Source organism: Pseudomonas sp. AC463, from assembly GCF_979253585.1.
Map to the genome: position 1 here is coordinate 321,127 of NZ_CEEDDZ010000001.1, position 12,393 is coordinate 333,519.

Sequence of the window (12,393 nt, forward strand, 5' to 3'; positions counted from 1 at the left end):
GCGCCGGCCACTACACTGGAGCCTACTGACGGAGGGTCACACCATGCACATTCGATTGCTCAGCCTTGCGCTGCTGTTTACCGCCACCGGCGCGTTTGCCGGCGGTGGCGATGACAGCCCGGTGCTGGATATCCAGCGCATCCTGTCCAGCACGCCGGTGCCCGGCAGTTGCCAGGTGGAACCAGCCAACCTGGTGTATCTCGACAGCCAGGGTGTCACGCACACGGTCAACTACAGCGTCATGGGCACCTGCCAGGGCGGCGTTTAAAGCAGCTTCCAGGTGTAACTGAGGATCAGGCGGTTCTCGTCGACATCGCTGCGGTAATTGGAGCGCGCCATCACATTGCGCAGCCGGATACCCAGGCCGCTCAACACACCACTTTGCACGGCGTAGCCGATATCGAGGTCGCGCTCGCGGTCCTTGCCCTCGAAGCCGGCGCCGGTGGTCACGTTGTTGCCGCTGATATAGCGCACGGTGGTGGTCAGCCCGGGAATGCCCAACGCCGTGAAGTCGTAGTCGTGGCGCACTTGCCAGGAGCGTTCGTCGGTGTAGGCGAACTCATAGGTGGGCACCTCGTTGCCCAGCGGCGTGATGTTGGCAAATACCCGTGGGAAGGCGCTGTCGCCGTACATCGCCTGATAGCCGACGTAGAAGGTGTGGCCGCCGCGCTTGGCCGACAGCAATGAGAAAAACGCCTGGTTGTCGATATTGCCGAGCAGTCGGTCGCCGTCCTCCCGTGCATCGTAATAACCCAGGTTGGCGCCGAGTATCCACGCGCCTGCCGGCTGGCTGTGCTTGAGGCCGACAAAGGCCTGGGCGTAGATGTCCTGCAATTGGCCCTGCCAGAGGCTGACGCTGGTGCGTTTGTCGTTGAAGGCATAGTCGCCGCCGACAAAGTTGAAGGCGTCACTCTCGGCCCCGCGTTGCGGCACATGGCCGAGCATGGCGAGCATCTTGCCGTCGCCGGCCTCATTGCGCAGGCTGGTCGAGGTCAGGTGCCCGGCCTGCAGCGTGAGGCCATCGAACTCGCTGGAGCTGACACTCACGCCCTGGTAACTGGGCGGCAGCAGGCGGATATCGCTGAAGGCCAATACCGGCAGGTTGGGCTGCAGTTCGCCGGCTTTCAGTTCGGTCCTGGAAATCCGCGCCTTGAAGGTCAGGCCCAGGCGGCTGTAGTCGTCGGCAGCGCGGCCATCGTCCTGCACCGGCAGCAAGCCGGTATTGACCCGGTCCGGGCTGCTGTCGAGCTTGATCCCCAGGGTGCCCAGCGCATCCAGGCCAAAACCCACCGGGCCTGGGGTGTAGCCGGATTTGTAGGTCAGGATAAACCCCTGGCCCCACTCCTCGGCCCTGGATTGCTGATTGGCACCGACGATGTCGGAAAAATCACGGCTGAAGTAGTAGTTGCGCGCCTGCAAGGTCGCCGTGGAATCCTTGAAAAAACCGCCCTCGTCAGCCGTCGCCGCAAGGGGCACGCCCATCAGGGCGAGCCAGATACGTTGTGTGTTCATGTCGTTGCTCTTTAATTATTGTTATCGACGGTTTGGCGCTCACAGCGCCGGGGCGGCGGGCAAGGCAATACGGGTGCGGCGTTCATTCAGGGCAAATACCGTCATCGCCAGCGCCGCAATCGCACCGGGGATGGCAAAGGCCATGAAATTCAGTTGCAGGGGCAGTTCGATCGCCATCAGCGCGCCGCCCAACAGCGGGCCGACAATCGCGCCGTTGCGGCCGATGCCGGAGGCCCAGCCCAGGCCCGTGGCGCGAATCGACAAGCCGTAGAGCTGCGCCGCCCCCGCGTACAGCAGGATTTGCGTACCAATGGTGGTGGCGCCCGCGACGAAGATCAGCAGGTACAGAACCGGCATCGGGCTGTTGATGCCCAGCAGGCTGATCGAGACCACGGCGGCCAGGAAGAAGCAAATCACCACTTTCACCAGGTTCAGGCGGTCGCCCAAACGCCCACCGAGCAGCGCCCCGGCCATACCGCCCAGGTTCAGCGCGATCAGGAACGACAGGCTCGACCCCAGGCTGTAACCGGCGCCGGCCATCAGCTTGGGCAGCCACGAACTCAATGCATAGACCATCAGCAGGCAGCAGAAAAACGCGGTCCAGATCATCGCCGTACGCACCGCCAGGCCATCGCGGAACAGCTCCACCACCGAGGCGCCCTTGCCTTTGCTGTCGGCGATCACCAGCGCATCCTCGGCCTCGATCCTGGTGCCCGGCGACAACCGATTAAGCAGCACGCGGGCCTTGTCCAGTTGGCCCTGACGGATCAGAAAGCCGATGGATTCAGGCAGCCAGTACACAATCAGCGGCAACAGCAGCAGCGGGATCACCGCGACAAAAAACATCGACTGCCAACCATAGGCCGGCAGCATGAAAATCCCCACGCTGGCGGCGAGCATGCCGCCCAGGGAATAGCCGCTGAACATGAAGGCCATCAAGGTGCTGCGAAATTTCTTCGGCGCATATTCGTTGATCAGCGCCGCCGCGTTGGGCATCAACCCGCCGCAGCCGAGCCCGGCAATAAAACGGCAGATACCGAACTCGGTCGGGCTGCTGGCAAAGCCATTGACCACGGTGGCGACACTGAACAGGGTGAAACAGAACACGATGCCTTTCTTGCGCCCGAATCGGTCCGCCAGGGTGCCGAAAATCAGCGCGCCGAACATCATGCCGAACAGCGCGTAGCTGCCCAGGGCGCCAGCCTGCAAAGGCGTCAGCCCCCACTCGCGCATGATCGACGGCAGGACCACGCCGTAGATAAACAAGTCATAGCCGTCAAAGATCAACAGCACGGCACACAGGCTCACGATCAACCAGTGGAAGCGGTTGAACGGGGCATTATCGATAATCGAATGGACATCATGGGTACGCATGGCAGTGCTCTCTTTATTGTTGTTGTGAGTCAGTGTCAGCTGGTAGGAAAAGCCTTAGCCGAGGTCGCCGCCGCCCACCGGCAAGGTCACGCCGGTGATGTAGGAAGCCTCGTCGCTGGCCAGGAACAAAATCGCGCCGGCTTGTTCGTCGATGCTGCCGTAGCGTTTCATCGGGCTGCTGTCGAGGGTCTGGTCGACGATCTGCTGGTACCACACGCGCTCCTGCTCGCTCTGCGGCTGGCTGTTGCGCGGGATGCGCCGTGGCGGTGCCTCGGTGCCGCCGGGCGCGGTGGCGTTGACGCGAATTCCACTGCCGGCCGCCTCCAGGGCCAGGCAGGCCGTCAGCGCGTTCACGCCGCCCTTGGCCGCGCCATACGGCACGCGATTGACCCCACGCGTGGCCACGGAAGATACGTTGACGATGGCGCCCGCGCCCTGCTCCAGCATGTAGGGCAGCACGCAATGGCAGCACCACAGCGTGGGGAACAGCGAGCGGCGTATTTCGGCCTCGATTTGCGCCTCGGCGTAATGCTCGAAAGGCTTGGCCCAAATGGTCCCGCCAACGTTATTGACCAGCACATCGATGCGCCCGAAACGCGCCGTGGCGGCGGCCATCACCCGTGCGCACTCGCTGTATTGTTCCAGGTCGGCGGTCAGCAGCAGCGCTCGCTCATGCTGCAATTCATGCACAAGCTCGGAGCGATCCACCGCGACCAGCCAAGCGCCCTCCTCCAGCAAGCGCTCGGCGACGCGCCGGCCGATCCCTTGGGCGGCGCCGGTGACCAGCGCGACCTTGTTGTTAAACCGTTGAGTCATGCGGCAGTCCTCAGGCGGCATCGCACGTGGCGACGGCGTTAGCGGTGAATTTCTCGTAATGGAAGCTGGCCGGGGTCACGCCCTGCTGCTGGAAGTGCTGGCGAACCGCATCGACCATCGGCGGTGGGCCGCACAGGTACACGTCGACATCGCCGCCGTTCAGGGCTTCGCCGGCCATGTGCTGGGTGACGTAACCCTGGCGCGGGTGCGTGGTGTGCGGATCCGCCACGCAGGTCACCAGACTGAAGCCGGGCAAGCGCGCAATGAACGCTTGCAACGCCTCGACCATCACCAGGTCCTGATCGCGCGTTACGCCGTAGATCAAGCGGATCGGCCGGGTTTCCTGGCGCTGCGCGAGCACTTCAAGCATCGACAGAAACGGCGCGAGGCCAGTACCGCCGGCCAGTAACAGCAGCGGCCGCGCCACATCACGCAGGTAGAAACTCCCCAGTGGCCCGGTAATCGCCACGCTGTCGCCGGGCTGGGCGCGCTCCAGCCAGCTGCTCATCAACCCGCCGGGCACGTGCTTGATCAGGAAGCTGGCGCGCGTGTCGCCCGGGCAACTGCTGAAGGAGTAAGCGCGTGTCTGCCCGCTGTCGGGCACGCCGATATTCACGTACTGGCCGGGCAGGAACACCGGCGCCTGGTCCAGTTCGAAACTTACCTCCAGCGCAGCATCGGCGTGGCGGGTGATGCTCGCCAGCGTGGCGGCGAACTGCGTGGTGCCGGTCTTGCAGGCGCTGGACGGCACCGGCACGGCGATCACGCAGTCGGACTGCGGCACCATCTGGCAGGTCAGCACCTGTCGCTCCTGGGCTTCGTCGGCGCTCAGGGCGTCGTCGATATAGTCGTCGCCCAAGTCGTAGGCGCCGGTTTCACAGCGGCATTTGCAGGTGCCGCACACACCGTCCGAGCAGTCCATGGGCAGGTTGATGCGTTGGCGGAAGGCGGCGTCGAGCACCTTTTCACCCACCTTGCAGTCGATGAAGCGGGTCACCCCATCCTCGAAGTTCAGGGCGATGGCATACGTCATGGCGGTGTCCTCAGATGTGGTAGATGTCGATGACCTGGTGGATGTAGTCGTTTTTCAGCACCACCTTCTTGCGCGTGATCAGCGGCTGTTCGGCACGGATGTCGAGGCGATAGAAGGAGGTCCCGAAATAACTGTCGGTGGTTTTGTAGCGGTGGCTGAGGGTGTGCCAGTTGAAACGCAGGTCCACCTGTGCGCCGTCGTCGGCCAGCACTTCGAGGTTGCACAGCATGTGCACGGTGCGCGGCTCGGGCGTGCTGGCGCTGGAGCGCTCGGTCTTGATGCGAAAGATGCGGTCTTCGAGGCCGTCACGGTTGGGGTAGTAGATCAACGAGATTTCCCGCTGCGGGTCTTCGGTGAGCGTGTCGTGATCGTCCCAGGCGGGCATCCAGAACTCGGCCCTGGGCGAATAGCAGGCCAGCCAGTCATCCCATTGGCGGTCGTCGAGCAGGCGCGCTTCGCGGTAGAGAAAGTCCAGCAGGTGGTCACGGGCAAGGCTCATGGCTGCACCTCGCGGTCGCTGGCAATCAGCCCTTGCTGTTCGCGCTCGATTGCACGCTGCAGGCTCTGGGCCCAGTGCGCGTGCTGGCGCACGAACAAGCCCTCGTCCTCGGTCTTGACCCCGCTGAGCTGCGGGTGCATGCCCATGGCCAGGGCATTTTCGTCCGCGCCTTCGACCCACTGTTTGGCGCCACGGCTGAGGTCATTCCACAGGGTGCTTGCGCCCTGGTAACCGGTCTGGCAGGCACGGAATTCCTCGAGGTCATCCGGAGTGCCCATGCCGCTGACGTTGAAGAAGTCTTCGTACTGGCGAATCCGCGTCGCGCGCTCCTGGGCGCTTTCGCCGATGGGCGCCATGCAATAGATCGTCACTTCGGTTTTGTCCACGGCGAGGGGGCGCACCACGCGGATCTGGGTGGAGAACTGGTCCATCAGGTACACATTGGGATAAAGGCAGAGGTTGCGGGTCTGGTCGACGATAAAGTCGGCGCGCGCCTGGCCCAGGCGTTCGGCCAAGGCCTCGCGGTGGGCGTGCACCGGGCGCACTTCGGGGTTGAGCAGGCGCGTCCACAGCAGGATGTGCCCGTGGTCGAAGGCGTAGACGCCGCCCAGGCTTTTCGACCAGCCATTGGCGTCGACGGTGCGCGTGCCTTCGGCCTCATAGTTGCGCCGGCCAATGGTCGCCGAGTAGTTCCAGTGCACGGAGCTGACATGGTAACCGTCGGCGCCGTTTTCGATTTGCAGTTTCCAGTTGCCGTCATAGACATAGGATGAGCTGCCGCGCAGCACCTCCAGGCCCAAGGGGGCCTGGTCGACCATCTGGTCGATGATCACGCGGGTTTCGCCCAGGTAATCGCGCAGTTCCGGCACCGCATCGCTGAGGCTGCCGAACAGGAAACCGCGATAGTTTTCAAAGCGCGCCAGGCGCTTGAGGTCATGGGAGCCGTCGCAGTCGAAGCTGTCCGGGTAGGCGCCGGTCTTGGCGTCCTTCACCTTGAGCAGCTTGCCGGCGTTGCTGAACGTCCAGCCATGGAAGGGGCACGTGAATGAGCCCTTGTTGCCTTGTTTGCGCCGGCACAGCATGGCGCCGCGATGCGCGCAGGCGTTGACCAGGCCATGCAGCGCGGCGTGTTTGTCACGGGTGATGACCACCGGCTGGCGGCCGATCCAGGTGGTGAAGTAATCGTTGATCTCGGGCACCTGGCTTTCGTGGGCCAGGTAGATCCAGCCGCCTTCGAAGATGTGTTTCATCTCCAGGGCAAACAGGTCGGGGTCGGTAAAGATGTCGCGGCGGCAGCGGAACACCCCGCTGGCGGGGTCTTCCTGCACGGACTCGCGCAATTGGCAGGCGAGTCGGTCGAGTGTACTGATCATGGGGCGGGCCCTCCGTTGTTCTTGTATCAGGCGCCCTCACCGTACGTGTTCGCGCTGCGCGTCAATATCCGCTGCCTGCACATCGCTATCCGCCAGGCGCACGCCGCCTAACGATGGCGCTTCCAGGTCTGCGACGGCAGTTCGCCGAAGCGTTTGCGATAGGCCTCGGAAAACCGCCCTAGGTGCATGAAGCCGTGGTCCAGCGCCACCTCGGTCACGCTGCGCGTGCTGCTCAGTTGCAGGCGGGCGTGTACCCGTTCGAGCTTGCAGCGGCGCACATAGTCGCGCGGCGACAGCCCCACCTGGCGCTCAAACAGGCTGTACAGCGAGCGCTCGCTGACCTTGGCCACCGCCATCAGTTGCTCGACGCTGATGTCGTCACCCAGGTGCTGCTGGATAAATTCGCGCACCGCTTCAAACCCGCCGCCGTGGGCCGCCTGGGGGATCACCCGCAACACATTGCTGCCCAGCAAGGCCAGCAGCTTGTTGGCCACGATGCGTTCGTACAGGCCCTGCATGTGTGGCTCGGCCGCGTTTTCCGCCTCATGGCAGATCAGCCCGAGCAACGGCAGGAAGCCGCCCATTTCGCTGAGTGCGTGGCGGGCCGTCGCAAAGCGGATGCCCACCTGCGGCAGGCTCCAATGCTGTTCCAGGCAGGCGTTTTCCAGCAGGCGCACCGGCAGCTTGATGATGAATTTCTCGCAGTCGGCGGAATAGGTCAGGTCCACCGGGTCGTCCGGGTTGATCAGCAGGATCTCGCCCGCGCCCAACACCTGTTCTTCACCACGGGAATTGGAGCGGCAGTGGCCACTGAGCAGAATCTGCAAGTGATAGATGGTCTCCAGCGCCACCGACGTAACCCGCACTGGCGCGCCGTAGCTGATGCGGCACAGGTCCAGGCTGGAAAAGGTGCGGTGGCTGATACTCGCCCGGGGCCGCCCCTTGGGAGGCAGGCGAATGCAGTGGCTGCCCACATGCTGGTTGACGTAGTCCGACACCGCGTAGGCATCGGCGCCCTGGAAAATCTGGCTGCGCTCACTCAATAGCACGGTCATGGTTGCGCCTCTTTTATAGTTATTGGGCGCAGGCTGACGCCTGGGTAAGGGGGCGTCCAATATGGATAAAGTCTGGCGGGATACCCTGGAGGTATTGTCGGGCGTTGTGCGCCAGGGTTCAGCGCTGCGTCGGGGCGCGCAGGGCTTGAGGTGACAATGTCGACCTAAAGTTTTGAAACAATACGCTTGGCCGGAGTGGAGGGGCGCTCGGGGACCTAGCGATACCCCCGCGCCTGAACATCGAACAACTCGGCATAACGCCCACCCGCCGCCATCAGCTGGTGATGGCTGCCCTCCTCCAGGATTCGCCCGCCGTCCAGCACGATGATGTGGTCGGCATTGCGCACGCTGGAGAATCGGTGGGAAATCAACAACGTCATGCGGCCCTTGGCGTGTTCGCGAAAGTGCTCGAACACCGCCGCCTCGGCGCCGGCGTCCAGCGCTGCCGTCGGCTCGTCAAGAATCAGCAGGTCCGCCTCCTGGCGCATATACGCGCGTGACAAGGCGACTTTCTGCCATTGCCCGCCCGACAGCTCCTGGCCGCCCAGCCAGCGCCCTAGCGGTGTGCCGTAGGTCTTGCTCAGGCGCTCGATGAATTCGGCGGCCACCCCCTGGGTCGCGGCAGTGCGCCAGCGCGCCTCGTCGTTCAGCGCATCGACGTCACCCACGCCAAGGTTTTCGCCGACGGTCATCTGGTAGCGGATGTAATCCTGGAAAATCACCCCGATGCGCTGGCGCAGTGTCTGTTCATCCCAGTCTTGCAGGTCACTGCCATCCAGCAGAATGCGCCCCTCGTGCGGGATATACAGGCGCGTGAGCAATTTGATCAGGCTGGTTTTGCCCGAGCCATTCTCGCCCACCAGCGCCAGGCTTTGCCCCGGCGCCAGGTGCAGGTTGATGCCGCTCAACGCCGGCCGCTCGGCGCCGGGGTAACTGAACCCCACGTGCTCGCAGCGCAGGCCGTCGCCGGGACGCGCGCCCTGGGTAAGCCGGCCACTCGGCACGACCACGGGGGTTAGCAGGTACTCATACAGGTCCGACAGAAACAGGCTGTCGTCATACAGGCCGGCAATCGCGCTGAGGCTGGCGGTGATCGCGCTTTGCCCCTGCTTGAACAGCACGATGTACATGGTCATCTGGCCCAGGCTGGTCTGGCCGCGCACGGTGTCCAGCACCACCCAGGCGTAAGCCACATAAAACGCCGCGGTGCCCAGCAAGCCCAGGGCAAAACCCCAGGCATCGCGGCGCACCGTCAACTGGCGGTCTTCGCTGTACAAGCGCCGGGCGTTGTCGCGGTAGCGCTTGAGGAACAGCGGCGCCAGGCCGAACAGCTTGACCTCTTTGGCATGGGTCTCGTGGGACAACAGCGATTCCAGGTAATTCTGCTGACGCGTCTCGGGCGCGCGCCGGTGGAACAGGCGAAACGCATTGCCCGAAAAATGCGTCTCGGCGAAGAACACCGGTAAGGCGCCGACCACCAGAATCACCAGCGCCCACGGCGAAAAGTGCACTAACAGCACGGCAAAGCTGATCAGCGAGATCAGGTTCTGCACCAGGCCCAGGCCCTTGGTGACCAGGCTCAGCGGCCGGGTCGACGCGCCCTGGCGCACGCGCACCAGCTTGTCGTGGAACTCGGCGTCTTCAAATTGCAGGAGTGAGAGGGTCTGGGCTTTCTCCAGAATCATCAGGTTGACCTTCACCCCCAACTGCACCCGCAGCAACGATTGCTGCATTGACAACGCGCGCTGGGCGGCGGCCAACAGCGCCAACACGCCCGCCTCGGCCAGCACGTACTGCATCACCGGCCATACAGGCGCCTCGCTGCCCGCGGCATGAATCTGCATCGCGTGCACCACGCCATCGACGATACGCTGGCCGATCCAGGCAGCCAGCGCCGGCAACAGGCCGGCAACGATGGTGGCCAGCAGCAGGCCCATGAATAACGGGCGCGACGTCCCCCACACCAGCTTCAGTGCCCGGCGCGCCTGGATGGAAAACGCGCTCAATCGATTGAACAGCAGCATGAATGGCATGGACTCCGTGTGGGGGCTGGGGTGAGACGGGTGGATTATGACAGGCGATGACATTGCGCACATCCAGCGGCGAGGCGACGCGCCGCATCAGCAGATAATAAAAATAGATGATTTTATAAAATCGAAAAATAACAATATCTGATAATTAGCTTATTCCAAAAAAGACTTTCCCCGCAGTTTTTTATAGAGATATCTTCACTTCACAGACCGACCCCATGCCTGGCGGAGGACGTACCCCCGACATGGATCTCTCTCGATATGCCAGATATTTCTCTCCCCGCCCCGCTGAAAAAATTCCACCTGTCGCTGTTGACCAGCTCGCTGCTGCTGGCGGCCGCGCCCGCCTTCGCCGAGGACGCCAAGCTCGGCACAGTAACGGTGATCTCCACCGGTTTGCGTGGCCAGGAGCGCACCGTCGCCGACAGCCCGGCACCGATTGATGTGATCAACAGCGAGCAGTTGCTCAAGACCGGCCGCGCCGAGTTGTCCGAGGCGATTGCCAAGCTGCTGCCCTCCTTCAACTTCGGCACCAACATCGCAGGCTACAACTCGGTGACCCGCCCGCTGAGCAACCGCAGCCTCGGCCCGGCCTACACCCTGGTGCTGGTCAACGGCAAACGCCGGCACAACGGCGCCACCGGCCAGCGCGGCTCGATCGACAACAGCGGCGCGAATGCCGTGGACATCGACCTGATCCCGGTCAGCTCGGTCGACCATATCGAAGTGCTCAAGGACAGCGCCGCCGCCCAGTACGGCTCGGATGCGGTGGCCGGGGTGATCAATATCATCCTCAAGTCCGCCAACAACGGCGGGCACCTGGAGACCAGCTACGGCCAGTTGTATTCCGGCCAGGGCGAAACCATCAAGGTCGCCGGCGACCAGGGTTTCAAGCTTGGCGATGGCGGCTTTTTCCACTTCTCCGCCGATGCGCGCAAACGCGGCGAAGCCGCCTGGAACGACAAGGCCGACAGCAGCGTGCGCGCCTTCAATGACCCGGCCAAGGAAGCCGCGTGGGACCGCGTGGCAATCAAGAACGGTGACCCCGACCTCAAGGCCTTCAACCTGGCCTACAACGCCGAGTTGCCGCTGGAAGACCTGACCCTGTATTCGTTCTCCACCTACGGCGAGCGCGACGCCGAAGCGGCCAACTATTTCCGCCTGCCCACCGGCCGCGCGGCAGTGCCCGAGGTATTCCCCGACGGCTACTACCCGCTCAACAACATCAAGGACCGCGACTACCAGTTGCTGTTTGGCGGCAAGGGCCAAGTGGCCGAGTGGAACTGGGACCTGAGCACCACCTACGGGCGCAACAATGTGCACCACTCCAGCGACCTGAATATCAACCCGTCGCTGGGCACTGCCTCGCCGACCAAATTCGACAACCTCGCCACCTTCCGCTTCGAGCAGTGGGTCAACAACCTCGACTTCACCCGCCGCTACGACAGCCTGTTCAACCTGACCTCGCCAGTGCAGGTATCCGCCGGCCTGGAGCATCGCTGGGAGCATTTCAGCACCTTCGCCGGCGACCCCGAGGCCTACATCACCGGCACCTACCCGGCGGCATCGGGCGCACAGGCGGCGGTGACCATTCGCCCCGAAGATGAAGTCAGCCTGATCCGCAACAACTACGCCGGCTACCTCGACCTGGGCTTTGACCTGACCGAGCGCTGGTTCCTGGATGTGGCCGGGCGGGTCGAACATTACGACGATGACTCGGGCAACACCTTCGGCCTCAAAGTCAACTCGCGCTACGAGCTGACCGACAGCGTGGCGGTGCGCGGCACCGTTGGCACTGGTTTCCGTGCGCCGTCGCTGACGCAGATCGGCTACACCGTGGCGGACAACCGCGTGGCCACCGACGTCAACGGCAACGTGGTTCCGGCAGTCACCCGCCTGACCCCGTCGGGCAGCAACCTGGCCAAGGCGCTGGGTGGCGACGACCTGAAACCGGAGAAGTCGCGCAACCTCGGCCTGGGCCTCACCTGGCAACCCGCGCCGCGCACCAGCATCACCGCCGACGCCTACCTGATCGACATCGATGACCGCATCGCCCTGACCAGCAATATCTACGACCAGGGCAATGGCGCAGTCAACGCGATCCTCGCCGCCCAGGGGGTGCCCACCGGCACCTGGGTCAACTATTACACCAACGCCTTCGACACCCGCACCCGTGGCCTGGATGTGGTCGCCGACCACACCACGCCGCTGGATGCCTGGGGCGACGTGCGCTGGAGCCTGGGCTTCAACTGGAACAAGACCACCATCGAAGGCACCCGCGACACCCCGGCGGCGCTGGCCGGTTCCGGCGTGACCCTGGTGGGCCGCGACCGCGAAGGCGACCTCACCGAGGCGTCGCCCAAGACCAAGTGGATCCTCGGCGCGAACTGGAAGCTCGACGACCTCGCGGTCAACCTGCAAACCGCCCGCTACGGCGCGGTCAAGACCCTGGCGGTCAACCCCACCGGGGATCGCAGCTTCGGCGCCAAATGGATCACCGACCTCGACGTCAGCTACACCTTCGTCGACAGCGTCACCGTGAGCATCGGCGGCACCAACATCTTCGACGTGCGCCCCGACCGGCACGCCGTCTACAGCAACCTGGGCCTGGCGCCGTATGGCAACCCGCCGTTCTACCCGGGCGGCGGCTACTGGTACACCAAGCTGGCCTACGACTTCTGATTCACATCGCCAAACGAGG

General features: G+C 63.8%; 10 protein-coding genes. 2 read left to right on the top strand and 8 right to left on the bottom strand.

What is annotated here, in order from left to right; genetic code table 11:
- Positions 1–43 precede the first annotated feature (43 nt).
- Positions 44–268 carry a DUF2790 domain-containing protein gene (locus AC0IYH_RS01550; RefSeq protein WP_122772201.1) on the top strand — a complete coding sequence of 75 codons (225 nt, stop codon included), beginning with the start codon at positions 44–46 and terminating at the stop codon, positions 266–268.
- On the opposite strand, the gene AC0IYH_RS01555 is transcribed toward AC0IYH_RS01550, so the two are convergent.
- The 8 genes from AC0IYH_RS01555 to AC0IYH_RS01590 all read right to left on the bottom strand — a co-directional run bounded on the left by AC0IYH_RS01555 (position 265) and on the right by AC0IYH_RS01590 (position 9,695).
- Positions 265–1,512 carry an OprD family porin gene (locus AC0IYH_RS01555; protein WP_471832778.1) on the bottom strand — a complete coding sequence of 416 codons (1,248 nt, stop codon included), beginning with the start codon at positions 1,510–1,512 and terminating at the stop codon, positions 265–267. The two genes, AC0IYH_RS01550 and AC0IYH_RS01555, sit on opposite strands and share 4 nt — an antisense overlap.
- 39 nt (positions 1,513–1,551) lie before the next feature.
- On the bottom strand, positions 1,552–2,886 hold the full coding sequence (locus AC0IYH_RS01560; protein WP_471832779.1) for an MFS transporter: 1,335 nt from the start codon (positions 2,884–2,886) through the stop codon (positions 1,552–1,554).
- A 54-nt stretch (positions 2,887–2,940) separates the two neighbouring features.
- Positions 2,941–3,702, bottom strand: coding sequence for a 1,6-dihydroxycyclohexa-2,4-diene-1-carboxylate dehydrogenase (locus tag AC0IYH_RS01565; protein ID WP_471832780.1), 762 nt, complete (start codon positions 3,700–3,702; stop codon positions 2,941–2,943).
- Between the two features lie 10 nt (positions 3,703–3,712).
- Positions 3,713–4,735: a benzoate 1,2-dioxygenase electron transfer component BenC gene (gene benC, locus AC0IYH_RS01570; protein WP_471832781.1), complete on the bottom strand. Its 1,023-nt coding sequence runs from the start codon at positions 4,733–4,735 to the stop codon at positions 3,713–3,715.
- A 10-nt stretch (positions 4,736–4,745) separates the two neighbouring features.
- Positions 4,746–5,234 (bottom strand): benzoate 1,2-dioxygenase small subunit, encoded by a 489-nt coding sequence (gene benB, locus AC0IYH_RS01575; protein WP_122772206.1) that lies wholly within the window; start codon positions 5,232–5,234, stop codon positions 4,746–4,748.
- A complete protein-coding gene (locus AC0IYH_RS01580; RefSeq protein ID WP_471832782.1) occupies positions 5,231–6,607 on the bottom strand; it encodes an SRPBCC family protein in 1,377 nt (458 codons plus the stop codon). Before AC0IYH_RS01580 ends, benB begins: the two co-directional genes overlap by 4 nt.
- Before the next feature lie 107 nt (positions 6,608–6,714).
- Positions 6,715–7,662 carry an AraC family transcriptional regulator gene (locus tag AC0IYH_RS01585; RefSeq protein ID WP_471832783.1) on the bottom strand — a complete coding sequence of 316 codons (948 nt, stop codon included), beginning with the start codon at positions 7,660–7,662 and terminating at the stop codon, positions 6,715–6,717.
- A 215-nt stretch (positions 7,663–7,877) separates the two neighbouring features.
- Entirely contained in the window at positions 7,878–9,695 is a 1,818-nt protein-coding gene (locus AC0IYH_RS01590; protein WP_471832784.1) for an ABC transporter ATP-binding protein, read from the bottom strand.
- A 258-nt stretch (positions 9,696–9,953) separates the two neighbouring features.
- Here AC0IYH_RS01590 and AC0IYH_RS01595 point away from each other — a divergent pair, with 258 nt between their 5' ends.
- Complete coding sequence (locus AC0IYH_RS01595) at positions 9,954–12,374, top strand: TonB-dependent receptor plug domain-containing protein (RefSeq protein WP_471832785.1); 2,421 nt, start codon at positions 9,954–9,956, stop codon at positions 12,372–12,374.
- Positions 12,375–12,393 lie beyond the last annotated feature (19 nt).